Genomic DNA, 25,580 nt, shown 5'->3' with positions numbered 1-25,580 from the left:
ACAGAAAAGTAAGCCGCCCTTTAAACGAGTCCTCTTCTCACGATCTCGGTCAGCACGAAAGAGGCCACGTCCTCAGCGTGGGTATTGGGTCCGAAGCCGGCGTCATAGCCCAGCTCCTGAGCCAGCTCGTGGGAGATTCTGGGTCCGCCGCAGACCAGAACGATCTTGTCGCGGATCCCCTCTGCCTCGCAGAGCTCGACCATCTGGGTGAGATTGGGGATGTGAACGTCCTTCTGGGTAACCGTCTGGGAAACCAGAATGGCGTCGGCCTTGGTCTCGATCGCCTTGGCTACCAGTTCCTCGTTGGGGACCTGAGAGCCCATGTTGATGGCGTTGATGCCGTGGTATCTCTCCAGACCGAAGTGGCCGTGGAATCCTTTCATGTTCATGATGGCGTCAATGCCCACGGTATGAGCATCCGTACCGGTGGAAGCTCCCACCATGGTCACAGTCCGCTTGATATTCTCATTGATGTATTTCTCGCACTCCAGACGGTCCATGATCTCCACTTCCACCTTGGTCACTTTGATGGCGGTATAATCTACCGTGTGGGTGCACTTGCCGTAGCATACGAAATAGGTGTAGCCGATGCCCAGGTCCTTAAAATAGACGACGCTGGGTTCGTCAAAGCCCATCTTCTTCATCAGCAGCCGGGCCGCTTCGCAGGCTTCCTCGCCGGCAGGAACAGGCAGGGTAAAGCTCATCTGCACCATTCCGTCGTTCATGGTATCGCCGTAAGGCTTGATTTTCGTCAGATCTAATGTCGTTGTCGCAGTCGTCGTGTTGCTCATTATTTCGCACCTCCCAGCATCATCGGAATAAACGGGTTGAAGTACTGATCGTCCTTCTTGCACACGCCTTCCAGGCCCTTTCCGCCGTTCAGCGGACGTTTCACGGCAGCAAACTTTCCTGCCTCGATGGTGGGGAACAGACCGTCCTTCTCAATTTGCTTCAGCAGCTGCTCCGCGTCGGCCAGAACCTTCTGCGCTCTCTGCTGAATAATACCGTCCTTCTTATACTCTACTTCTTCGCCGATGTCTCTGGCGTTATTGAAGATATATTTTGCGTTCTCGATGGACAGCATTCTGTCGTGCAGATGGGGCGTGTGGATCGCTTCGGTCAGCATGCCCAGCAGCTGCAGGGACTGTCCGGTCCACACGGCGATCAGATTGAACAGCGCGTCCTGGATGTGGCCTCTGAAGATATTTCCAGTCATGAACTTGGTAGGCGGCATGTACTTCAGGGAAGCGTTGGGGAAGATCTCCTTCGCCATCTGCGCCTGAGCCAGCTCGTACAGGAAGCCGTTCTCCGTGTCGGGATCCATCTCAAAAGCGTGTCCCAGACCCATCTGTTCCTCCTTGATGTTGGCCAGAACCGCAAACTGCTCGTTCATCATCTGGGAAGCCAGCACGGTGTGAGCGGATTCGATGGCGTCGTCAGTGGTCAGATAGTTATCCTCGCCGGAGTTGAAGATCACGCCGCAGTAGCCGATGATCACTCTGGAGAAGAACTGGTCTACGATGGTTCTCTGCATATTGATATCTCTGAACAGAATTCCGTACAGCGCGTCGTTCAGCATGACGTCCAGTCTTTCCAGCGCGCCCATAGCTGCGATCTCAGGCATGCACAGTCCGGAGCTGTAGTTGCACAGACGGATATATCTGCCGACTTCCTCGCCGACTTCGTCCAGAGCCTTTCTCATGATCCTGAAGTTTTCCTGGGTGGCATAGGTGCCGCCGAAGCCTTCCGTGGTGGGGCCGTAGGGCACATAATCCAGCAGAGACTGCGCGGTGGTCCGGATCACGGCTATAATGTCCGCTCCCTGGCGGGCGGCGGCCTGAGCCTGGATCACGTCTTCATAAATATTTCCTGTGGCCACGATCACGTAGAGATAGGGTCTTCTTCCCTCGCCGATGGTCGCCAGATATTCCTCTCTCTTGGCTGTCTGCTGACGGATCTTTTTCAGGGATTCCTCCACATAGGGCAGGATCGCCTTCTCGGCTTCCTCTCTGCTGCAGGTGGAGAGCTTCATCAGATCCAGCTCGCCGCGGCCTACGGCCTCCGCGATCTCCTGCGGAGTTTTTCCGGTCTGGACCATAGCGTTTCCGACCCAGTAGGCTACGCCTCTGGGAAGCCCGCCGGCGTCTTTCACCGAGTCCACGATGACATTGGGCAGCGGACGCTCCACGTCATCCACGCCGTCGATCCCCAGCAGTCTCAGGATCGTTCTCTCGGTGGAAACAGTGGTATGCTTGTCGATGAACTCCTGCATGCTCTGCGCGATGTGCGCCGCAGCGGTTCTTGCACTGTCAATCACCTTCGGGTCTAAGTTGAGTTTACTTTTCATCCTTCTCTTCTCCTCCTTGTTCTCTTTTTCCACAGAACTGCCCTGTCCCGCCCCGCCGGACTGCCCGCCCGGCGCACAGTCGCTGCTTCCGGCCGACAGAAACAATCAGAATGTTAACAATCGTGATATTACCTTATATATTTGATCCCAGGAGTTCCCTGGCGTAATCAATGATCTCGTCGTAGATCCCCAGCATTTTGGCGATATTCAGCGCGTCCTTGGGGATCTGCAGCTCATCCTCCACCACACAGAGACGGTAATCCATATATTTTCCTATGATCTCGATCCGCTCTTTTCTGCTGGCATGGACCAGTTCTTTGGACAGCTTTGTGAAATCCACCCCCGCCAGTCCCCGCACCTGCATATTGTGGACCGTATTGCCCACCGCCGCGTGGTCGAAGTGGGTGGTGATCACCGTAATATAAGTACGCTCCGACAGATAGCGGATCAGGCTCCGGGTCAGGGCCAGTCCCTCCGTGGGGTTAGTGCCCGAAGCGATCTCATCCACCAGGATCAGCGAGCGCTCCTTCGCGTTGTCCAGGATCTCCCGCAGTTCTTCCATTTCGCTGCCGAAACTGGACAGCCCCCGCTGTACATTCTGGCTGTCGCCGATGAGCACCTGCATGAAGTTGGACAGCCCCACTGAGGCGGCTCTGCACGGTACGTAAAGTCCATACTGAGCCAGAAGCGCCACCTGGCCGATCATTTTCAGCGAGATGGTCTTGCCTCCCATGTTGGCGCCCGTGATGCAGCTGACGCCGTCCGCCAGATCCACGCTGACCGGACAATAGGTCTTTCCTCTGCCCCGCAACACTTCCTCCACCTGCAGGTTTCTTCCCTCGTCGATGTGGAGTTCGTGCTCCTCCGTGATCTTGGGGCGAACGCAGTCGTTCTTTTCCGCGTAGATCGCCTTGGCGATGGTAAAGTCCAGAGCCCCGATCTTTTCACAGTTGCTTTTCAGTATATCCGCTTCCCGGCCGATCTCCTGCGACAGACGGCTGCGAACCTCCAGCTCTTCATCCTCGATGAGAGTGTTTTTCTCCTCCATCTGCTTTTGGAGAGCGTAGATCTCTTCGTTGGGTCTGACCGTGAAGGTGACGGTCATATAATCTTCCCCGAACTGCTCCAGCTCCGGCAGGCTTTTCGCCAGCGCCATGGTGCGCTCGTCGGCCTTGGCCACCAAAAGTTCGCATTTTGGCGTCATCTGAAATTTGTGCTCCGCCTCCAGCCTCCTGCGTATCTCTTTTTGAGCCCGCCGCACGGCCAATTCCAGATCGCGTTTTTCTCTGCGCAAAGCGCCGAGCTTTTCGGAAAATTGATCGTAGATATAAAAGGTATTGATTCTGTCTTTTCCTGGGTCCATCACATCCAGCAGCGCCGTGGTATCGGCCAGACGAAACTCCGGCGGCATATTGTGGCTGATATCGGAAAGCAGATTCCTCGCCCGCTCCGTCTGGAGCAGAAAAGTCTTGATCTCGTAAAGTTCGATGACGGAAAGAACGTTTTTCAGACTGCGGTCCAGCGTAAAACCGATCTCCTTGATCTCCATAAAGATCTCGGACAGCTCCTCCATCTCCTTCGGGTAGTCCCTCACCATGGAGCGGATCAGATCCATCTTTTCAAATTCTTCCCGCAGCTCCCGCTCCTGTCCGGGATAGAAAGGGCGGATCCCCTTCACCCGTTTTACGCCGAAGGGCGTGATGACATTGATGCTGTGCAGCACATGCTCAAAGCCGGTTTCCGTTCTGCTCTTTGTGTTTGCCAGCATTTTTGGCGCCTGTGTGCTCATCTCCTGTTCTCCTTTAACCCAGCTTTACATCCACCACGGGTATCCGGTCCCCTATGCCGTCCTGCATGGCTCTGAGGAGTTCCTCGTGGTCGAAGGAATAGCCCTCCGGCGAAAAAGGATTCACCGTAACGGCCGCCACTTCGATCTTTTCCATTACACATACGTGAAATCCCCGCTTTTTCAGCTGCTGCCAGGGAAGCGCGCCGATAAAGATCCGCGTGGGATCCTTGAGCACGATCTGTACCCGGGCCAGCTTGGCAGGGTGGATATCCGCGATGACGCTCTGGGTCAGCGCCCCCGGTATATAGACGTGAGTGGTCTCGTCGTCGATCACTTCATCCAGAAAACGGCTGGCTCCCAGACCTGTTTTCAGATCGAGATGCTGCGTCTGGCCGCCTTTCTTCACCAGCGTAATGCGGTTTTCGCCCGCGATCTCCGACGCGATCATCTCCCGCACGGGTCCCGCTTCCAGGCGGTCCATGCTGTAGAGATTTACAATGTGCACGGTCTCCTCCACCACTTTCCTGATCGTCCGCGAGAGCACCGCCCCCGTGGCCAGTATAATAGCGTCGGAAGTCTCCGGCGCGGCGATGGATTTCCGATCGATGGCTCCGTCGATGAGGATCAGATCCACTCCCAGAGAGGCGATCTCCTCACAGAGTTTCCTGTGATCAGCCGTGTTCACCGGTCCGGCGATCTGCACGTAGCCGCTGTCCGCCACACGGCAGATCAGCAGCTCTCCCAGAGCAGTGCCGAACCTGGTCTTTTTTATGATTTCAAGTCCCGTTTCCGCCAGCTCGTAGAGCTGAACGGGGACAGTGACGATTGTTCCCGTATCCAGATAGACCTTGGGCTTGTCGGTGTTGGTTACCAGATCGCAGGTCTCCCCGTCTCTTCCTGTGGATGTAACGCCCAGAAACATCCCCTCGTCCATCGCTTCCTCGATCAGGTAGTTCAGGGCGGTAGTCTTTCCCGCGTTCTTTGCCATTCCCACAATGGAGAGGGTCTTATATTGATCTTTCAGCTGATAAAGCAATCCCATAATACAAGCTCCGGTTCCCGGGTCCGCCGCCGGGCCGTTCGCCCTCTGCTTCCCCGTGATATATATAAATAAATTCCGTCCTGCGCGCCCTTGCAGTCTGCGCTTCGGACCGCCGCCGGTCCGCGCCGGCAGTCAGAATTTCAAGTCCCATATATACAGATAGCTTGGGGCAGATCACTCTGCCCCAAGACTTCTCATTCAGATAATATGTGTGTGTGGTTTAAAGCCGGTCTTATTTGTTTCTCTTGTGGCGGAGCAGATCCTGCGGTTCCATGGCCAGTCTCTGACCTCTGAGCAGGCCTTCCACGCCCTCGTACTCATAGTGCTTCTTGCCCGTGCAGTAGTCGCAGGTGCATTCCAGCTTGGGCAGCTGCGGCTCGGTGTAAGTGGTGATCACGCCTTCGTAATTTCTCAGAACCACCTTTTCCGGAGACTGGGAAATGACGTACTGCGGCATGACCGGAGTCTTTCCGCCGCCTCCCGGAGCGTCCACGACGAAGGTGGGCACAGCGTAGCCGGAGGTGTGTCCGCGGAGACCTTCGATGATCTCGATACCTGCGGATACCGGAGTTCTGAAGTGCTCGATGCCCAGGGACAGGTCGCACTGATAGATGTAGTACGGTCTCACTCTGTTTCTGACCAGAGCCTGGACCAGCTCTCTCATGATGTGCGGGCAGTCGTTTACGCCTCTCAGCAGTACGGACTGGTTTCCTAAGGGAATTCCGGCGTCAGCCAGCTTGGCGCAGGCCGCGGCGGCTTCCTGAGTCAGCTCCTTCTTGTGATTGAAGTGCGTGTTCAGCCAGATGGGGTGGTACTTCTTGATCATGTTCACCAGGTCGTCGGTGATACGCATGGGCAGAACAACCGGTGTTCTGGAACCCATTCTGACGATCTCCACGTGAGGGATCTCTCTCAGTTTTCTGATGATGTATTCCAGCACATCGTCCTCAACCAGCAGGCAGTCGCCGCCGGAGAGCAGTACGTCTCTTACCTGAGGCGTCTTTCTGATGTACTCGATGCACTTGTCGATGTCTTCCATGGATCTGGCTCCGTCGGTCTCTCCTGCCAGTCTTCTTCTGGTGCAGTGTCTGCAGTACATGGAGCACTGATCGGTGATCAGGAACAGAACTCTGTCCGGATATCTGTGGGTCAGTCCCGGAGCCGGGGAATCCTCGTCCTCGTGGAGCGGATCCAGCATATCTGCTTCGCTTCTGTGGTTCTCCGCGATCACCGGCACCGCCTGCATTCTGACGGGACATCTGGGATCTTCAGGATCCATCAGGGAAGCATAATACGGGGTGATCCCCATACGGAAATTCTTTGTTACTTCGTTGATATCTTTTTCTTCCTGCTCCGTGAGCTTGATCACTTTCTTCAGATCTTCAACATTGTCGATTCTGTTCGCAACCTGCCAGTGCCAATCATTCCACTGCTCGTCGGTTACGTCCTTCCAGAGTTCAATGTCTCTGAAGTGTCTTCTCTCAGCCATTTTTTCTTCTCCTTTATCACATAACATACATTTTATCATATTGAGGGGCGAACCGCCGGCCGCGTTCCGCGGATGCTTCCGCCCCCTTTTTACATTCTGTCAGGCAGATCCTGCGGTCTGCCCATACGGAATCCCGATTAAGCGAACAGGTCGGTGAATACCTTTCTCAGCAGTTCGCTCTCTCTCAGTTCCTGCAGAGCGATGGCGGCGTGGCCCTTGCAGTAGCCGTTTCCGATGATCATGTTCACGTCCTTGCCAACGCCCTCGGCGCCCAGAGCAGCCTTCGTGAAGTTGGTAGCCATGGAGAAGAAGTATACGGTACCGTCGTCCTTGGTAGCCAGGATGGAAGCCATCTCGGTGTTCTCAATGCTTACGCAGTTGATGACAACATCAGCCAGCTTTCCGTCGGTGGACTCCATGATCTTGTTGTAGACCTCTACAGCGTTGGTAGCGTCGGCTACGATGACCTCGTCCGCAAAGCCCAGATCCTCAGCTCTCTTTGCGCTCTTGGGGGAACCTGCGATGCAGATGACCTTACCGTTGACGCCGGCTCTCTTCTTGGCCTCGTACAGGCAGAGCATACCGGACTTTCCGCCGCCGCCGATGACGACTACAGTGTCTCCGGACTGAACCAGCTTCGCGGTCTGCGCGGGAGCACCGGCAACGTCCAGAACGGACAGCGCCAGATTTTCCGGCATATCGTCGGGCAGGATCGCGTAGATGCCGCTCTGGAAGAGGATCGCGTGGCCCTTGATGTCTACCTGGTCGATAGCGGGTCTCATATCGATGATCTCATCGATCACCAGCGGAGTCAGGGACAGGGAAACCAGAGTAGCCAGCTTGTCGCCCACCTTCAGGTCGCCCACATAGTTGTCGCCGATCTTCTCTACAGTACCGATCAGCATACCGCCGGAACCGGTCCAGGGATTCTTGTGCTTTCCGGCTTTGGCGACGATTCCCAGCATGGTGTCCTTGATGCTCTGGATGTCTGCCGCTGACAGATCATCGGTAGGCTTCTTTCCGTCGCAGGCTCTTCTCACGATCTCCGTAAAGGAAGCGGAGTCAACGTTCAGAGTCTGAACATTGATCAGAACTTCGTTATCGTAAATTTCCATCGTGTTGTCGATCACATCTGCCGGCTGGGGCAGTACGCCTTTCGGGGAAATAACTCTGTGTGTACCATAGGGGCATCCTTTTTTCTGCATGTTGTTCTCCTCCTTAGATAAATGTAATAAAAAATTTTATTTTCTCGTTATGTTCGGCGCGGTCTGCAGTATCCCCGCATGCGCCGTTATGCTGTGCGCGGCCGTGTGATTGCCGGCACGCTTATTATAGGAGCAAATTGCGTGCCAACCGTGACGGTACGGTGAAAATTTTCGTTTGTTTTCTAAAAAATAAGTAAAATATGCGGAAAAACCGCTGTCACGGCTGTGAAATTCTTCACATTCTTTTTCGCCCGATGAAACTGCTGTGGATTTGCTCCGTTATTGAGGGAAGTTTTTGGCCAAATCGAACCGAAATGTGTTCAATTATTAAAAAATGGCGAACCAATATCGGTTCGCCATTTTTATCGCCTTACTTTTCATTCAGGGCCGCTGTCTATTTTCCTTTTCCTTCCTTTTTTTCGGCCGGACTTTCTCTTTTTCCGGTCTCACCGCAGTTCGCTTTGTACAGAAATAGTTTCGGCCTCCTCTTCCTGGCCGATACCGTATTTCTTCTTCTTTCTGACCAGCTGCGTCTGGCTGATCCCTATGGCCCTGGCCGCTTTGCGCGTGGATCCGTATTTTTCGCAGGCCCGGCGGATGATCCCGCTTTCAAAATTGGCCACCATGGCCTCCAGGTTCAGATCCCCTTCGTCAGGGACAGGCTCTGCCGCGAAGGATTCCGCGCAAGCCGTTCCCGGCTCTTCCAAAGGCTCTAACAGATCCGTGTGCAGCTCCCGCATCACGTCAAACAGCGTAATGCTGTCCCCCTTGGATGTGATGAGCAGTCTTTGAATGGTATTTTCCAGCTCCCTGATATTTCCCGGCCACCGGCAGGTCTGCAGATGGGCGAGGGCGTCGGCGGCGATGGTCTTGTCCGTGCCGTACTTGTTGTTGTATTTTCTCAGGAAGTGCTGTACCAGCGCAGGGATCTCCGCTGTTCTTTCGCTGAGACCCGGAACGCGGATGGGAAATACGTTGAGCCTGTAATACAGGTCTCTGCGAAACAGCTTCCGGTCCATTTCCTGTTCCAGATCCCGGTTGGTGGCGGACAGGATCCTCACGTTGCACTTCACCGGCTTCGTCCCGCCTACCCGGTAAAACTCCCCATCCTGAATGACCCGCAGCAGCTTTGCCTGCATGTCCAGCGGCAGCTCTCCCACCTCGTCAAGAAAGATGGTGCCGTTGTCTGCCAGCTCGAAATATCCTTTTTTCCCCGAGGCGTTGGCCCCTGTAAACGCGCCCTTCTCGTAGCCGAAAAACTCTGATTCGATGAGCTTTTCCGAGATGGAGGCGCAGTTGATCTTTACAAAGGGCTGCATAGCCCGCGTACTGTTTTTCTGGATGATGGAGGACACCTTTTCCTTGCCCACGCCCGTGTCCCCGGTGATCAGAACATTACAGTCGTACTTGGCCACGCTGAGCATCTCCTCCAGCACTTTGCTCATGGCCTTGCTCTCGCAGATGAAATCCTCCACCAGGCTGGCCTGATGCGCTTCTTCCCTCACGTTCTTCCTGTTCTTCCGCAGAGAATACCCGATGTTGGTGTCGATCTTGTAGCCCTCCAGATCAGCCTTTTCCAGGTAGGGCGCCACCTCCCTCAGGATCTTGATATCGAAGTCGGCGTATTCCCGCTCATAGCCGTCCGCGCATTTGATCTCGATCTGCCTGGAAATAGCCTCGGTAATATAAAGCGCAATATTATAATTGTTGATGAGATTTGCGAAATAGACAGTACCGCCCTCTCTGGTGGAGAGAATATTGATCGTCTCCGCCCCCGGAATATCCGCGCAGTTGATGCTCACGTCAAACAGGCCCACATCCAGCTTTTCCAGACACTCTACCGGTTTCAGGATATTCACGTAATGAATGGAGTCAAAGGTCTTCTCCATCAGGTCCGACAGCGCCTTCCCGCGGATGCCGATGTCCGTGTTGTTGTCAAACAGACACACGATCTCCGCCAGCGGTCCCGCGGACTTTCGGATGGCATAGCCAAAAAACAGATTGGTCAACAGGCTGTTTCCCACTACCAGACACCGCTTTTTCCCTGCCGCGCTCTTGTAGGCCGAGTACAGCGTTCCGGATTCATCAAAGGTGTAAAGCAGAAGATTGATAGGAATATCCTCCGGTTTTTTTACGATGGGAAACTCGTCAAACAGGATGGCGTAGCCCTCCGCATCCACCTGGGTGAAGGTCATGTTCACATTGCTGATACTGCTGATATACAGAGGAATGGCTGCCAGCGACGCGTTGCAGATCACCTCGTCCCCCACCGACAGCCCAAAGCGGTTTTTGTAGGCGGGACCGATCTCCTCGATCCTGCCGAACACCACGCCCCCCGTGTCCGTCACCGGATTGTGCAGTTTTCCCCGTTTACTGATGATATCCATGATCCGATCCTTGATTTTTTCGGCGTTATTGTTGGTTTCGACGCAGATCTGCCGGAAACTGGTGCTCTCAATATGGATCTTGCTGACGGCGATCCTCACTTCGTTGGGATAGATCTCCCTGGTATTGTCCACCCTCCATGCGGAGGTCGGTAATACGTGATTGGGTTCAAGCACCCTTTTTATTCCATAAGAGTCAAGCATTTTACCCTCCATTTCTCCTGTCCCCTCCGAAAACCGAGTCAAAATCGGTTCGCTTTTTCGGTTAATACAAGGATAAACCATTGGCACGGAAATTGCAACATAATATTGACATACACATAAAATCTAATTTTTCGAATTTGCCGTCATGACCAGCCGCGGTGGTCCGCGGAAGAGACCACCCATCGGTTCCAGAATCGTCCGGCGGTCTGTGTGGAAGACACGCCGGCCCTGATCCCATCTGTGATCAAAGGGCTGGGGACGGCAGTCGCAGATCAGTGAAAAGGAGAATATAAAATGGAGAAGAAAATTACCTCGACAATCAGACTGAGAATGTCCCATAAAGATGCTCACTACGGCGGCAGCCTGGTGGACGGAGCCCATATGGTCCACCTGTTCGGCGACGTGGCCACAGAGCTTCTGATCATCGCCGACGGCGACGAAGGTCTGTTCCTGAGATATGACGAGGTCGAGTTCCTGGCTCCTACCTATGCGGGAGACTACATCGAAGCCTACGGCGAGATCACCAAGATGGGCAACACTTCCAGAACCATGGAATTTGTCGCCAAGAAGGTAGTCGCTGCCAGACCGGACATCAGCCCCTCCGCAGCAGATTTCCTGGAAGAGCCCATCGTCGTGTGCAGAGCCAAGGGCGTATGCGTCACCCCGAAGGACAGCCAGAGAAAGAACAAATAATTAAGCCATTTTGATTCCATACCATATAAAGGGGCGGCGCAGGCCGCCCCGAAACAACAGCCCAGTCAAATCACGCTTATAAGAAACATATACATACACTCATACTGAAAATGCCTGCCGGCGGAAAGCCTGGCAGGCATTTTCAGTATGAGGTCCGCCCTTCGCCCATCGCAGCGTCCGCCGGCGTTCTGCCCGCCGCTTTGTTGTCCGCCCCTCCGGCCGCCACCCCTCTGCTCGCCGCTTTGCTGTCCGCCCCTCCGGCCGTGCTGCCCGCCGTTCCAGCCGCCGCCCGTGCCGCGGCGACGGCGCATCGCGAATCCAGGATCCTGAGAGAACGCCCGCGTCCGGACACCCTGAGAAGCCGTACACAGTTTCTCCCATCTCCTTTCGCCGCGTAGAGCGCCTCATCCGCTTTCACGATCATGTCATCCACACAAATGTCCTGTTTCCCCGTCCCTTCCGGCATGCAGACAGAGACCCCCACGCTGATGGTCAAATACGGGCTCACATCCGGACAGGCCCCCTCGATCATTTTCGCCTCCACCGATGCGCGCATGCGTTCCGCGATCCACCGCGCCTCCTGATCGGAGGGCACGGACGCTACCGCCAGAAACTCCTCGCCGCCGTACCTGCACAAGATGTCGCTCTTTCTGGCAAGGCACTCCCCCAGGCATTCCGCCGCAGCGATCAGCGCTTCATCCCCCCTTCGGTGACCGAATCTGTCGTTGAACTGCTTAAACCCGTCGATGTCTACCATGAAAAATGCGAAAGGCCTGCCGTGGCGCAGACACATCTCCACCATGCGGTAGACCTGATCCCTGCACCCTCTGCGATTATATATCTTCGTCATAAAATCTCTGCAGGACCGTTCCTTCAGGTCGTCGATCACCCCGATGTAGAATTGGTGGGTGCGGCACGAAAACAGACATCCGATCCCACAGACGACCAGGATCTGCAGGTGGTAGACCGGTTGCGCGTGCATTCCGATGGAAATGATCAGATTCTCCGCCAGATAGACCCCGAACAGGGCTGCCGTCTGCGGCGCGGGAAACACCGGCACGATCATCAGCGCGCAGCAGAGCAGAAAACAGTTGGACGGCATACCGCCGGCCCTGACATCCTCCACAAAGTAAGGCATCATTCCCAGCGAGATGATCGCCCAAAAACACAGATAGATCCAGTCCGACCGCCGGCTGCACGCGATCCGCTTCTTTTTATAGGCGCGGCAGTACGCCAGAAATAGAAAACACCCAGGTACCAGAACAGCAAAACCCACCCATAAACGCGCGCTTTTATAAAAATCAGGATCCAGCAAGTTTATACCCTGAAAAAGCAAAACGGCCAGCGCCGCCATCCATCCTCTCGATAAATTCAGTTCTGACAGGTAATAATCGATCCCCCGATCCAAAATGTCATCCGTACTGTTTCTGTCCACGGACCCTTTCCCTCCTCTCCGAAGCCGTTCATGTGCAGCCGTCTGAACGGCTTCGGATCCATGCCGGTCACACAGCGACAAAATCCTCCGGACTCCGACTTCGTTTCTGTTACCAATTCTATCACATATCCGCTGCGCGCCCGATACGAAATACCCGTGAATTATCGACGAAAGACCACAGATTTCGCAGGATCCATCGGGATGGAAAACCGCCCTTCCGCGGGACCTCCCAGCACACAGACCGGACCCATCTCAGCCGGACAGATTTTTTTACAAAAAAATATTGACATATTGGCTGGATCTGCTTATAATATAAACGTTGACATATCCATGGGGGCATGGCGCAGCTGGGAGCGCGTCTGACTGGCAGTCAGAAGGTCAGGAGTTCGATCCTCCTTGTCTCCACCAAATTAAGGACATCTGAAAAGATGTCCTTTTTATTTACTTCGAAAAAATGGTCCGAGAGAGAAAGAAAGACCGGCCAAACTCACCTCATACACTTCGAAACGCGCAGCCTGGAAGGACCCGGTGCATCCCACCGGCAGCAGATCACTCGGCGGCCCGTCATCCTCTTTCGTGTGCTGGCGGTCCACCCACGGACGATATCCTTTCGGGCTTGTCGAGCCCCCGGCGGACGACGGTCCTCATTCGCGGGCTGGCGGTTCCCCTGCGGCGGCCGCTGCTCTGTCGTCAGTCCCTGCAGGTGAATGGGCGAGATCCGGATTTTTTTCTCGGTTTCACCGAAAGAGAACTGCCAAATAGGCGATCCCCCATCTTTTATTGAGTTTTCACCTATTTCCCAGCAAATATTGAATAATAATCGCTGTTTTTCACCTGTTTGTATGTGATCTGCGAATTTTTTTACCGTTTTCACCTATCCCAGAGTTCGATCATCCCATGATCAAAGAACTCCCCGCCGTCCACCATTCCGGAGTCCGGATCGCAGGCGGCCGGGCCGCCATGGAGGGCATGCCGCAGACCTCCGTCTCCGCATCCAACACTTCTGTGTGTCTCCAATCCACGTACTTCAATCGCCAGCCGTATACTAATTGTTCTTGCCGCCGTAATTCTTCTCTTGATGATAGGGTTACGCCACAGTATACTTTACTTAAACAGGAGACTCTCACATGAATACCAAGCCCATTAAACTTTCACCTAAAAAAGGGGCCACAGTCATGCGACCAGCTATTCCGTCAACATAGGTAGCGCCGAGACCAAAAGCTGCGGTTTCGTTGCTTCTGATGGCCCGCTGGTTCCACTCGAAAAAGTGATTGATACGTAGAATCGACATATTATCCTACAGGTTTCCAGGGAGGAATAGCATGTTCATGTTTAATGGATTTTTGCGAGGGCCCTTGGCATTTTTTATCTTTATCACAATTAGTATCGGCACGGTTCTCGGTCTCGTCCGCGCGTTCCGCGTTTCAGTTCAGCAGCGGAAAATGGAACGTACCGTCGCCGATTTTATTGTTTCAAATGGGCTGGAGAACTGCGAACCAGGCTTCTATGACCGAAAAGAAAAGTTACTGGCAGTTCAACTTGGCATCAGTGTAAATGCTGCATACGCAATGCTTTCTATCATTAGAAACAAACAGCTTCACAACGTGTCCGCCGCTGCCGCGGCCAAATCATTCCGAACAATAATGCTTTCTTCCGGTCTGAATCAAATGCAGATCCGACGTCGAACGGAGCATTTATAATAGCTGTTGTTGCCCCCGCACAAAACGCATCCCAAAAGAAAATGCCATGGACTGTCCCCGCTGCGGGGCGGCCATGGCGTTTTCTTCATTTTACCCCAGGATCTTTTCGATAGCGTACTCGATGATCTGCGGCGTTCTCTCGTACAGGTCTTCTTTCAGCACCCGCTCTGTCAGCTTATGAAAATCCTTGCCCCAGGGGCCGATATTGATACAGGGCATGGATATTTTCTCGATCTCCGCCACGGGGATGTCGTAGAGATTCCCGAAAAACGGCATGGAATCTTTCAATGCCTTTGTGATCTCCTGACTGTCGGAAATGCTGGTATAGCTCAGATCCGAGATCCCTGTGTAGAAATATTCTTTCACGTATTCCTGCCCAAACTGCTCTTTCGTGAAGTCCCCCAGTATCTCTCCGATGCTGCGGATCGTATCGGGCAGCCGATCCAGGAACAGGTTCGACACGTTGGGGTAATAAGGCGGGATCAGTCCAAAGACCACCCGCGGCGACAGATCGTCTATATAATTGTAGACAAAATCCACCAGCTCAAAATTGCAGCCCAGCAGCGTCATCTCGTCGCTGTTCAGCAGTTCCGCCAGCTCCGCCATCTTCTTTTCATACGCGCTGCGGAATTCCTCGCCGTGAACGGCATAGGCTTCGCCGTAAAGCTCGGCAAAGTCCACCACCTTCGTCTCCCAGGGCAGCCTTCTTTCCTCCTGACCCGTGGCCTTCAGAAAACGGCTGTAATTGGCGTTCATCTCCGCGATGATCTCGTCGAAAGCCTCCTGGCAGATGGACCGCACCTTGTTCAGCAGGGTTCCAGGGGTCTGCTTTAACGTCAGAATGCTGAAGCAGCCGGTGACAGAAAGCGGCATGGACACGTCGTATTTGATCTTCCTGTCTCTGTAGAACAGCCAGGTCGGCGGCGGCGCCGCCTCGCAGCCCACCACGTCCGACAGGTCCATGTTCAGCTCCGTCTTCCTCACGATGCCGCTCATCAGATTGAGCGGATTGAAGCCTTCAAATACCTTTCCCACGTGGGCCAGGGACCCACGCACATAGAGAAACGGCATCAGTTTACCCACCGAGCCCAGCGAAAACACACCCTTATCCGGGTCTTTTCTCTGATGCGGCTCTGAATTGACCATGATCTTGTAATCCAGTCCGTATTTATCTTTCAGCTCCGCCAAAAGCAGGATCGCGGTGCGCATGCCCGCCGACAGATTCTCTTCGTCCGGCACCGCCAGCACGATGAGGTTCCCGCGGAAGACCCATCCGGCCATGGCCCCGGTACTGCCCCTTATACACATATACATGTGGATATGTGTAAGGAAAACCTTCTGCTGCTGGTGCGTCTGCGCTCTATTAATATCACTGGAAAGCTGTTGAAAAATGCGTTGGCCACCGTGGGACCCATCAACAGCCCCGCCGCCAGCTTCGCCGGCAGCCACACCGCCGGCTCCAGCTTCCGGCCGGCCGGCGACGGTCTCCTGCCCGCGGACCAGCTCTCCATAACGGGAGAGCAGCGCCATCTGGATCGCTCCGCCGCCCTTCATGTCACAGACGCCCCTGCCGTACAGATAGGTCCCCGCGTCCAGATCTTCGGCGGCTTCCTCCGAAAAGGAATCCCGAAGCTTGTGCAGCTCCCGCTCCAGATCATCAGGGGAGAAAGCCAGGGGTTTCAGCAGCTTGAAATCCTCCACCGTCACCACGTCGTTGTGATGGACGAACACCATAGTCTCCGGCCCCTCGCCCCTCACCATGGCAAAGGCGGCGGCGCGCCCGAACGGATCGTCCCGAATGGGACAGGTCCCGAAATACTCCGGGTGCTCCTTCCAGTAGGCCTTCTCCGCGAAGTAGTTCAGAAAAAACGCCTCCGCTTCCTTTTCCTTTTCCGAATGCGTAAAGCTCTCCGCTTTTATGTATCCGTAGAGGATCTCTTTGATCTCCTCCCCGATCTGATTCAGAATAAATTCCCTTCTGCTCTCCATTTCCACTCTCCAGATATTTTCTTTGATATCGATCATTTACCCCGGCCGATCACAATCTCGTCAGCGGGCAGGTCAGGCAGGTGGGGCCGCCTGTTCCTCTGTAGGACATTTCTTTCCCTTCATATGTAAATACGGTGACGCCCGCATCTTCCAGCTTCTTCTGAATATCCGGACAGCCTGCGATCAACACGCATTTCCCCGGTTCAAGGGCCAGGAGATTGGAACCCAGATAGTCGTACTCCTCATCATTGCATTCGATGAGCTGGATGCCCCGCTCCAGCAGATATTCCCGGAAAAACACCGGCATATATTTGGAATAGACCACCGCTTTGTCGGTATCTACAAAGCTGATAATGCTCATCAGATGGAGACAGCAGTCCTCCCCGTCTCCGTGAGGCATGGGAACGATGATATATTCGTCTACCACATCCTTGGTCAGCTCTTTAAACTGACGGATCCCCTCGTCGTTGGTGCGGTATCCCCGTCCGATGGCCACTGTCTTCTCATCGATCCAGAGTACGTCGCCGCCCTCCATTTTGCCCGGAGCCTCGATGAAGCCAAGCGTGGGGATGCCGATGCCTTCCAGAAATTCTCTCGTGGCCTGATATTCCTTTCCTCTGAGGACCTTACCCATGGGGAAGTAGATCGCGCCCTTTCTGGTGATCTTCAGCGGATCGTGCGTGTAAATAGAATCCAGTCCCGTGCGGTCGTCCTGGGGCAGATAATAGACGTTCTCCACATTATCCTTTATGATCTTTTCAAATACCGCGTACTCTTCCAGCACCTTCTCATAATCCGGGCAGCCGAAATACTTGAATTCCTCCCAGGTCTTATCCAGATTTTCCTGGCTGATGAAAGCCTGCTTCGGATGCTTGATCAGGATCGACTCGATTTTTCCTACCATGGACTGACAACCATACTTCATATTTTTACCTCCTAAACTCATCTTCACTGTTTGACTTCTGTTACTTTTCTGCAGAGCGCCCCAGAGGCGGCTCTGTCATGTCGAAAACTGTATACTGTATACTGTGCACTGTGTGTATATTATCGCATACCTTTCATGCTTTTGCAACCCATTCCTGCTATTTTTCTGAAAATTTCAGTATTAAAAAGTCCTGCTCTTACAAAAAGCTATCGACGGAATCCCATCCGCCCTTCGAGCACCGTCAAATGATCGGCTTTTTTGCAGCATGAGGAAGGATCAGTAGGCGATTTTTCCAGCAGGATCAGAAAACGCCGCGCTGTGGATCCAGCGCGGCGTTTTCCTGTCTTCAACCTATCGAGCTTGTCACAGCGCGTCGGCGATGGACTGCACCATCATTTTAATGGAATTGTCGTTCGCCTCCTGCGTGTAGTATGCCATGTGCGGCGTGGCGATCACATTGTCCAGACGGGCCAGTTCATAGTCGGAATCCGCCGGCGGCTCGTTCTCATAGACGTCTATGGCAGCCCCGCCCATGCGCCCTTCCTTCAGCGCTTCAAAGAGATCACGGTTATTGACCAGCTCCGCTCTCGCCACGTTGACGAACAGGGCGTGGGGCTTCATCAGTCCAAACAGCCTGCCGTCGATCAATTTTTCATTTTCTTTCGTCACCTTCATGTGTACGGTGACGATATCCGAGCTGCGGAACAGCTCTTCCAGTCCCACATAGGTCACGCCCCAGTCCTTTTTCAGGCTTTCATTTTCATAGATATCGTTGGCGATGACCTTTGCGCCCATGTTAACAAACTTTTCCGCCACAAGTCTGCCAATGCTGCCGGTGCCCAGCACGCCCACCGTGGAGCCGCTGATCTCCATTCCCATCAGACCGTCGATGGACCAGCCTCCGGTCTTCAGCACATTGCCGGCCTGCGGGATCTTCTTGGCCATGGCCAGCGCCATGGAAAGGGCAAATTCCGCCACCGCGTTGCTCCCATAGCCCTCGATGTTGAGTACCTTGATGCCCTTCGACCGGGCGTAATCCACATCTACGAAGTTCCACACGCCCGTACCGATGAACTGTAAGATCTTCAGATTCGGCAGCCGGTCCAGCATCTCGTTGGTAAACTGCATCAGCCCGAATGCGATCACATCCGCGTCGAAAGCCCGTCTCTCCACTTCATCTGCATCCTGGGGGATGCCGGCGTACATCTCCACCGCGCCCAGGGAGCGCAGCGGATCCAGCAGTTCCGGACGGTCGATAAAGACCTCCGCGTCGATCAAACAAAATTTCATATCTACCTCCATATACCTGCAGAACAGCCGGACCCATCAGGCCGCCGCTTTTTTGTCCCGGAAGATCAGCGATCCGACGATCAGGAATCCCACCGATGCAAACAGTCCGATAAAGAGCGGGTCGCCCAGGAACACGTCGTAGCCCTTGGTCAGGAACAAATACGCCGGTACCACAGTGCCCAGGATAATGCTGCCTACAACGCCCGTTTTGGACGCCTTATCCTTGAAATAGAGCGCCGCGATCAGCGCCGGAACCAGAGCGGAACCGATGATGGAGAACACCATGGAGAGATAGCCCAGCAGACTCTGAATGAACAGCGCCACGATGACTCCCAGAGCTCCCAGTACGATGGTCATGATGGGCAGCGCCTTCTTGATCTTGTCTTCGGAGACGTTAGGGTTGATCACCGATCCGATATCGTACATAATGTGGGTCGTCGCCAGAATGAGGAAGGAATCGAAGGACGACATGATGGCCGCCACGATACCTGCGATCGTAATGCCCTTGAGCACCGGAGGATAGTACTGCAGTACGAACAGCGGCAGAGCTGCATCCGAATTTTCCAGTCCCGGCATGAGCACGAAGATCGAGCCGCCGATGAACAGGATCGCAACGGCGAAATAGATCGCAAAGCCTCCGGACACGATAAATGAAAACTTGGCCGTTCCGTCATCCTTTGCCGAAAGCACTCTCTGCGGCATGGTGGGATCCCCGGGCACCGCCAGGAAATACGACAGAGCGATACCCACCATCCCTGCGCTGATACCGCCTGCCAGCGGATCGGTAAAGGACATGCCGCCGGCGGTGTACGCGCTGGTGATTACGTCCACGCCGCCCGCCATGTTCACACCGATGATAGGTCCGATCAGGAATACGCCGATCACCATGATCCCCAGCTGGGCAACGTCCGTCCAGACCACAGCGAAAAATCCGCCCATTGCCGTGTAGGCGATGGAGATACAGGCCGCCAGCGCCGTGGCCACCGGTATCGACAAACTGGTTCCGAATATGTAGATGATGATGGTGCGCAGTCCTGCGATATTGATCGCCACCAGCGAGACGGCGTAAGCCACCACCACCAGGGCGCTGGCGAGACGGGCCTCTCTGCCGAAGGCGGTGGAGACTGTCTCCGCCAGACTTCTGGCGCCGGTAGCCCGGATCTTCTTGCACAGGAAGCCCAGGGCGACCAGCCCCAGGGCAAACCCGCCGTAGATCCATACCATGGTTCCGGCGATCCCGTTTGCATACACATTGCCCACAGCTCCCATGGTCATTCCGGAACCGACCATGGTCGCCATGATAGTACCCACCAGAGCAAATTTATTGAACCGTTTCCCGCCCAGGATGAAGTCGTCCATGGTGTGGATCTTACCCTTGGCGATATAACCGATAACGAGCATGGCGATCATGTAAATTGCTATAATTATATAATCGACAAATGACATAATATCCTCCTTTCTGCTGGGGGAAGGCGAAAATTCCGGTGACTATGCCGGCTGCGCCGGCCGTTCACAACCTTTACTGAAAGATGTCCATTTTTTCAAGACGGTCAAAAGCCTTTGCCAACACGTCGATCCCCACGGTGCACGCGATGCGGATAAAGCCCTCGCCGGCCTTTCCAAAACCGCTGCCCGGCAGCACCAGCACGTGAGCGTCGTCCAGGATCTTTTCCCAGATCTCCATGGAGTCCAGACCGGTGGCGCTGATGTCCGCAAACAGGTAGAACGTTCCCTCGGGGTCGTTGCTTGTGATATTCTTCATTTTGCTGATCCTGTCGTGGACGTAAAGCACCCGCTTTTTATACTCTTCACAGAGCCCCGCCTGGATCTCCTTCCTTCTGCGGATGGCGAAGATGCCCAGGCGCTGCGACATGGAGCTGATGGTAAAGTTGACGGATTCGTTTACGTTGCGGATGCAGTCGATCAGGTCCCTGTGGGCGATAATGTGTCCCAGACGAAGTCCGGTCATGGAATAATCCTTCGAGTAACTGTAGATCGTTATTACACGATCCGGCTTTTCCTCATAGGAGCAGATCGCCTTTTTATAGTCTGTGTAATTCAGCGCTCCGTAAATATCGTCGGCGATCACCAGAAAATCGTATTTCTCCGCCAGCTCCAGTATGGCCTTGATGTTCTCCTCGCTGTAGACCTTGCCGCTGGGGTTGTTGGGAGAATTGATGATGATCGCTTTGGTGCGGTAACTGATATGTTTCTCCAGTTCTTCTACATCAATGTCAAAATTGTCTTCCTTGCGGGTGTTGTACACCACAAGTTTTCCCTTGGGCAATTCGATCTGGGGCTGATAATACAGGTAATAGGGGGCGATGGCGATCACCTCGTCGCCCTCGTCCAGCAGCGTCTCCATCACAAGATACATGGCGTGGGTACCGCCCGCCGTGATGATGATCTCGTCCATATCGAAATGAAATCCATAATCTTCTTCATACTGCCTGATGGTCTCCCTGCGCAAGTCTTCGTCCCCCAGAAACGCCGTGTAATGCGTGTGTTTCCCGGACATTACGTCCTCGTACATCAGGCGGATGCATTCCTCGTCGGCAGGATAATCCGGGTCGCCGATGCTCAGATCGATCACGTCGTCATACCGTTTTACCATCTCATTTGTCTTGCTGAGCGGCGGCACCTGAAAGTTCCAGTGTTTCTTTGCGATATATTTATTTTTCATGTTCAAAGTCCTCCTTTGCTTTCCCGCTGCGGTTAAAATCTCAGCGAAAGACAGCTCAGTCCTCCGTCCAGCTTCCTGTATTCCGATGTATCCACCAGGATCACTTCATATCCGGCGTCCCGCACAGCCTTTTCCACCGCCGGGTAACCCTCCGGCACGATCACCTTGTCATTGACCCAGATGCAGTTCGCCGCGTAGGCTTCCTCCTCCGGGATCTCGATCCTATTGTATTTTTCAAATTCCGGCTTATCCGTGAATTCCCCGGAGACAAGCATATTGTTGTTCTCGATGTAATTCACTCCCGTTTTCAGATGCAGCACCTTTTCCAGCGGCACTTCCGATCCGCTGAGTCCATATTTCTCAAGGATCGCGATAAACTGGCGTATTCCCTCTTCATTCGTCCTGGCTGAACGTCCCACATAAAAATGGTCTCCCACCATCATGACGTCCCCGCCCTCCAGCGTACCCGGGTCCACGATGTATTCGATCTGATCGTCGCTGAAAAACTCTTTGATCGCCGGAATGATCAGTTCCGCTTCCCTGTTTCGCGACATGGCCCCCGGGTTTGTGATGATCGCGCATTTCCTCGTGATGACCGCCGGGTCTTCTACAAAGCAGGAATCCGGAAAACGTTCGCAGGCTGGAAGAACGGTGACCGCCACTCCGCACTGTTTCAGCGCCTCGATATAAGCGTCATGCTGCTTCAGAGCCAGCTCGTAATCCGGTCTGCCCAGTTCCGGCGCCGATGTGATGCCTTCGACCATCGCTCTGCACGGTCTTCTCACAATTACATTTTTAAACATCCTTCAATCTCCTCCTTTGTCCTGCCTGTTCAGACAACCATTTTAAGGCAACCATTTTTTGCATAATGTGTACAGTGCTCAGTGTTCTATATACGATATACAATGTACTGTATTCATATGCTAGCACTCTTCCGTCAGAATTGCAAGTCTATTTTCACTTTTATAAATATTAAAATAATTTTTCCTTATTCTGGATCAGGGCTTCTCCGTCAATTTCCGATGGCATTATTCAGCCTTTTGTGATATATATTAAATAACATGCCGGCGACAGCCGCCGGAACAGGAGGAATTCATGGAACGATACTTATCTCTGAAAGATCATGTATACAAATACATCTCCGGAAAAATCAACGACGGTACTCTCTCTGCCGGAGACAAAATAAGCGAACCTCAGGTCAGCGAGGAGCTCCACGTGAGCCGCACGCCTGTCCGTGAGGCTCTGATGCAGCTGGCCTCCGACGGTTATCTGGAAAGTCTGCCCCGCAAGGGCTTCCGCGTCCAGTCCCTTGACACGGGCAGAGCGCAGCAGCTCTATGAGGTCATCGGCACACTGGACGGACGCGCCGCCTGCATGTGCATGGACCTGCTCACCGAAGCGGAGCTGACGAAGATGCAGTTTCTGGCCGACTCAATGGAAAACGCCATCAAGGCCGGTCTGAGCAATAAATATTACGAACTGCAGGTAGAGTTTCACAACGTATATCTGGATCTCTGTCCCAATACCGTCATTACGGACATGCTGGGAAAACTGAAAAACAACTTTATCCGGAAATACTATCTCTTCGACGACCCGGAGGATGAATTAGAGACGCTGCGCGAGACAAATCAGCAGCACCGCGAGATCATCCGGCTGTTCCGCGAAAAAGACGCGGACCAGCTGGAGCATTATATCCGCGACGTCCACTGGGACAGCAGCAAGGCCAAATTCGACTCGCTGCCCAGGGCATGATCCCGCAGCGGAAAACGAATAAAGAGCCTTACCCGCTCCGAGGGCCCGCTCAAACATAAACTTTTTTGTTATTTCGCCAATATCGCTTCGCGGTATTTCCTGCATAACAATGGAAACAATGAGGTATTTAATAGATGAGAAAAGAAGCATCCCCCGAACAGTGGGGAGAACTGTACGCGTCCGCTCTGGAACTGCTTTCGCTGGAACCGTGGGGATATTTCTGGGATATGGATCTGGTGGCCGTTCGTCCGGATCCCGACGGGGAACCGGCATTCTGCAGCATCATGGGCAGGATCGGCAGCTGCTACGGCATCGGCGTCTATCCCGGGGAAGATGGGCTCTGCGATCTGCAGATGATCGCTGATCTCAGCAGCGGACCGCTGTCCGCGGAATACATGATGCACGAGCAGTCCAGTCTCTGCTGTTATCTGGGCGACCGGGAGGAAGTCCCGCCCCCGCAGTATAAGATCATTCGCTCCCTGGGGCTGAAATTCCGCGGGCGCGGGAAATGGGTCTATTTTCAGTCCTTCAAACGCCGGTACTCGCCCTGCACTCCTGACGAAGCCGAGGTACTGCTTCTGACCGGTGTTTTTCGCGGTCTGATCGCCGCTGTCAAAGCTGTGGCAGCGGGCCAGATCGCCGCCGGTTTTTCCGAAGGCCGCATCCTCTGGCAGGAATTCGACAGAAAAACCGGCTGGAATCTCCATGAAGGGGAGCTCCCCGACGTACAGAAGCGCTATCCCGTGGCATCTATCCGGGACGATCTACTGAAGCAGCGTCTGAAAAAACAGCCCTGCAACGGCTCCGAGCTCCTTCTCGATTTCTGTTATATGAATGTTTCCATCGAAGACCCGTCCTTTGACCGGCCGGCCAACCCCCTGCTGTTTCTCGCCATCGACTCCCGGTCCGGCATGGTGGTCGATACCAGACTGCTGACGCCCGACTCCGACGAGACAGACGAGGCATTGGACTTTTTTATCTCCTACGTCATGGAATTCGGCCGCATGAAGAGCATACGGGCACGCAACCCCTGGATCTTCGGCGCCCTGGACGAGATCTGCAGCCACTGCTCCATTCCCCTTCTCATGGACCCGCTGACAGCGGTGGATAAGTTTCTGAAAGACTTCCAACGGCAGATGATAGGTCGGTAGGATCGTTATTTTTCCTAAAAAAAGCGCGCAGGACTGGTGCCGATAGACGCCTGTCTTACGCGCTTTTTATATGCTTTATCCCGACGGACCGCCGCACGAAGGTTCCCGATCGCCGCCTTCCCCCTGCACGGTTATTTATTGCCGGCGCCGCTGCCCGTCCATTGCAGTTTCTACAGGATCTTCTCGTTGTAGATCCCGGCCAGATCGTACTTCTTCGCCCGCTTTCGGATCACCTGGGGATCCGTGCTGTAGAGTCCTTTCTCCTTCATGCGCTCGAAGTATTCGGCTCCGGCAAAGGTGTAGCGTGTCATGAGACCGTCCTTCGTCTTGATCTGCTGGTTAGCGAAAGAGATCAGATCCCCTACGGCCAGCTGAGGAGGCAGCTCCAGCGGACGCATGCCCGCCAGGAACCGGGCCGCGTTGTAGCCCGCCAGAGTCCCCGTGCTGATGGCCTCCGTGTGACCTACAAACAGACCGGACTTCTCGCCGCCGCACAGCAGGTTTTCCACGCCCAGCACTTTCATGTTATTGTCGCGCTCAGCCACGGACAGATAGCGGATGGAATTGCCCTTTCCGCCTGCATAGGGGTCCACATAGCGGGCGTTTTCAAATCCGGGCACGCGGCGCAGCTTTTCGATGGGGAAAAACGGCGTCATGATCTTCGCATAACCAGTGTCCAGCAGCACGATATTGTCTGCGAACTCTTCAAGAGCATACTGTTGGCATACCTTCAAATCCAGCTTTTCTTTCACCACCTGCTCCGGCGGCAGCGGGATCACCGCCACCCCCTTCTCATTCAGATCCTTCTGGATCTCATCAGACAGCGAGGATTTCTCCAATTTTCCGGAGCCGCTGAAGGCGCCGAAGGCTCCGTCCTTCCTCTGACCCATCACGTCGTTCAGTCCTGCCTTCTGGGTGATGCTCACCCTGGGGCCGAAAGCGGGACAGCGCAGAATACACATACAGCAGCCGTTTCCGTAAGCCAGACAATTGCCCATGGGCCCGGTGCTCCCGGTACATTCCACAAATACGTCCCCTTCGATCTCTGTACCGTCGGCCAGCACCACGGCCTTCAGGATCTTTTTCCCCGAAGCCGCGGCCGTCTCGTCCATGACCACGTCCACCGCTCTGGCGATGGTCCTGATCTCAATGCCCTGCTCCAGCAGGAACCGCCTCACATGAGGCTCTACCTTGACCACGTCGTACAGGCTGGCGTGGGCGTGTCCCGGGAAATCCACATTCACATGGCGCGACAGTTTATCCGTGATCGCGAACAGTTCGCTGGCTCCCAGAGCTATATTCTCCTCCGCCGCCGTGAATCTGCCGTTGTTGCGCATGATGCCGCCCACGTTTCCCAGACCCAGGATCAGGTCCGTCTTTTCTACCATGGTTACACGGGCGCCCGCCTTTTTCGCAGCGAGAGCCGCCGCGCAGCCGGACCAGCCGCTTCCAATTACTACTACTTTATACATATGTAAAAATCACCGCCTCTTCCATTACTC

At 54.3% G+C, this 25,580-nt stretch carries 20 protein-coding genes and 1 tRNA gene; 5 read left to right on the top strand and 16 right to left on the bottom strand.

The window, feature by feature from the left end; translation table 11 throughout:
- Positions 1–20: 20 nt before the first annotated feature.
- From kamE to E0E37_RS08390, 7 genes are all read right to left on the bottom strand, one after another.
- Complete coding sequence (gene kamE, locus E0E37_RS08420; protein ID WP_130862590.1) at positions 21–791, bottom strand: lysine 5,6-aminomutase subunit beta; 771 nt, start codon at positions 789–791, stop codon at positions 21–23.
- Entirely contained in the window at positions 791–2,347 is a 1,557-nt protein-coding gene (gene kamD / locus E0E37_RS08415) for a lysine 5,6-aminomutase subunit alpha (protein WP_130862589.1), read from the bottom strand. Before kamD ends, kamE begins: the two co-directional genes overlap by 1 nt.
- A 133-nt stretch (positions 2,348–2,480) precedes the next feature.
- Positions 2,481–4,136 (bottom strand): lysine 5,6-aminomutase reactivase ATPase KamC, encoded by a 1,656-nt coding sequence (gene kamC, locus E0E37_RS08410; RefSeq protein ID WP_130862588.1) that lies wholly within the window; start codon positions 4,134–4,136, stop codon positions 2,481–2,483.
- 13 nt (positions 4,137–4,149) lie between these two features.
- Positions 4,150–5,178 carry a lysine 5,6-aminomutase reactivase subunit KamB gene (gene kamB, locus E0E37_RS08405; protein ID WP_130862587.1) on the bottom strand — a complete coding sequence of 343 codons (1,029 nt, stop codon included), beginning with the start codon at positions 5,176–5,178 and terminating at the stop codon, positions 4,150–4,152.
- Between the two features lie 232 nt (positions 5,179–5,410).
- The gene (kamA, locus tag E0E37_RS08400) at positions 5,411–6,667 is read right to left on the bottom strand and encodes a lysine 2,3-aminomutase (protein WP_130862586.1); all 1,257 of its coding nucleotides are present in this window, start codon (positions 6,665–6,667) and stop codon (positions 5,411–5,413) included.
- 137 nt (positions 6,668–6,804) lie between these two features.
- Positions 6,805–7,872, bottom strand: a complete 1,068-nt coding sequence (gene kdd / locus E0E37_RS08395) for an L-erythro-3,5-diaminohexanoate dehydrogenase (RefSeq protein WP_130862585.1) — start codon at positions 7,870–7,872, stop codon at positions 6,805–6,807.
- Positions 7,873–8,318: 446 nt separating this feature from the next.
- Positions 8,319–10,472, bottom strand: coding sequence for a sigma-54 interaction domain-containing protein (locus tag E0E37_RS08390; protein WP_246019672.1), 2,154 nt, complete (start codon positions 10,470–10,472; stop codon positions 8,319–8,321).
- Between the two features lie 282 nt (positions 10,473–10,754).
- On the opposite strand from E0E37_RS08390, the gene kal reads away from it, so the two are divergent.
- The gene (gene kal / locus E0E37_RS08385) at positions 10,755–11,153 is read left to right on the top strand and encodes a 3-aminobutyryl-CoA ammonia lyase (protein WP_130862584.1); all 399 of its coding nucleotides are present in this window, start codon (positions 10,755–10,757) and stop codon (positions 11,151–11,153) included.
- A gap of 142 nt (positions 11,154–11,295) precedes the next feature.
- On the opposite strand, the gene E0E37_RS08380 is transcribed toward kal, so the two are convergent.
- The gene (locus tag E0E37_RS08380; protein WP_130862583.1) at positions 11,296–12,588 is read right to left on the bottom strand and encodes a GGDEF domain-containing protein; all 1,293 of its coding nucleotides are present in this window, start codon (positions 12,586–12,588) and stop codon (positions 11,296–11,298) included.
- 332 nt (positions 12,589–12,920) lie between these two features.
- On the opposite strand from E0E37_RS08380, the gene E0E37_RS08375 reads away from it, so the two are divergent.
- Positions 12,921–12,996: transfer RNA gene (locus E0E37_RS08375), tRNA-Ala, on the top strand.
- A gap of 482 nt (positions 12,997–13,478) precedes the next feature.
- Here the strand turns inward: E0E37_RS08375 and E0E37_RS18995 are convergent.
- Positions 13,479–13,610: a hypothetical protein gene (locus E0E37_RS18995; RefSeq protein WP_281275518.1), complete on the bottom strand. Its 132-nt coding sequence runs from the start codon at positions 13,608–13,610 to the stop codon at positions 13,479–13,481.
- A 300-nt stretch (positions 13,611–13,910) separates the two neighbouring features.
- Here E0E37_RS18995 and E0E37_RS08370 point away from each other — a divergent pair, with 300 nt between their 5' ends.
- Positions 13,911–14,288: a hypothetical protein gene (locus E0E37_RS08370; protein ID WP_130862582.1), complete on the top strand. Its 378-nt coding sequence runs from the start codon at positions 13,911–13,913 to the stop codon at positions 14,286–14,288.
- Positions 14,289–14,378: 90 nt separating this feature from the next.
- On the opposite strand, the gene E0E37_RS08365 is transcribed toward E0E37_RS08370, so the two are convergent.
- The 6 genes from E0E37_RS08365 to E0E37_RS08340 all read right to left on the bottom strand — a co-directional run bounded on the left by E0E37_RS08365 (position 14,379) and on the right by E0E37_RS08340 (position 21,978).
- Positions 14,379–16,277 (bottom strand): RocB protein, encoded by a 1,899-nt coding sequence (locus E0E37_RS08365; RefSeq protein WP_130862581.1) that lies wholly within the window; start codon positions 16,275–16,277, stop codon positions 14,379–14,381.
- 49 nt (positions 16,278–16,326) lie between these two features.
- Positions 16,327–17,202: a dimethylarginine dimethylaminohydrolase family protein gene (locus E0E37_RS08360; protein WP_130862580.1), complete on the bottom strand. Its 876-nt coding sequence runs from the start codon at positions 17,200–17,202 to the stop codon at positions 16,327–16,329.
- A gap of 363 nt (positions 17,203–17,565) precedes the next feature.
- Complete coding sequence (locus E0E37_RS08355; RefSeq protein ID WP_165445286.1) at positions 17,566–18,492, bottom strand: 2-hydroxyacid dehydrogenase; 927 nt, start codon at positions 18,490–18,492, stop codon at positions 17,566–17,568.
- A 36-nt stretch (positions 18,493–18,528) separates the two neighbouring features.
- On the bottom strand, positions 18,529–19,938 hold the full coding sequence (locus tag E0E37_RS08350; protein WP_130862578.1) for a sodium:solute symporter family protein: 1,410 nt from the start codon (positions 19,936–19,938) through the stop codon (positions 18,529–18,531).
- Positions 19,939–20,011: 73 nt separating this feature from the next.
- Positions 20,012–21,175 (bottom strand): aminotransferase class I/II-fold pyridoxal phosphate-dependent enzyme, encoded by a 1,164-nt coding sequence (locus E0E37_RS08345; RefSeq protein WP_130862577.1) that lies wholly within the window; start codon positions 21,173–21,175, stop codon positions 20,012–20,014.
- A gap of 32 nt (positions 21,176–21,207) precedes the next feature.
- Entirely contained in the window at positions 21,208–21,978 is a 771-nt protein-coding gene (locus tag E0E37_RS08340) for a dimethylarginine dimethylaminohydrolase family protein (RefSeq protein ID WP_130862576.1), read from the bottom strand.
- Between the two features lie 292 nt (positions 21,979–22,270).
- Here E0E37_RS08340 and E0E37_RS08335 point away from each other — a divergent pair, with 292 nt between their 5' ends.
- A complete protein-coding gene (locus E0E37_RS08335; protein ID WP_130862575.1) occupies positions 22,271–22,927 on the top strand; it encodes a GntR family transcriptional regulator in 657 nt (218 codons plus the stop codon).
- Positions 22,928–23,061: 134 nt separating this feature from the next.
- Entirely contained in the window at positions 23,062–24,078 is a 1,017-nt protein-coding gene (locus E0E37_RS08330) for a DUF7309 domain-containing protein (RefSeq protein ID WP_130862574.1), read from the top strand.
- Positions 24,079–24,248: 170 nt separating this feature from the next.
- Here the strand turns inward: E0E37_RS08330 and E0E37_RS08325 are convergent, their stop codons facing one another.
- Positions 24,249–25,550: an FAD-dependent oxidoreductase gene (locus E0E37_RS08325; protein WP_130862573.1), complete on the bottom strand. Its 1,302-nt coding sequence runs from the start codon at positions 25,548–25,550 to the stop codon at positions 24,249–24,251.
- Positions 25,551–25,580: the final 30 nt, after the last annotated feature.

It is taken from the genome of Bacilliculturomica massiliensis (genome assembly GCF_900605495.1).
Classification (GTDB): domain Bacteria; phylum Bacillota; class Clostridia; order Peptostreptococcales; family Anaerovoracaceae; genus Bacilliculturomica; species Bacilliculturomica massiliensis.
The sequence above is the reverse complement of the archived record's forward strand: the minus strand, read 5'-3'. Positions and strand labels throughout refer to the sequence as shown.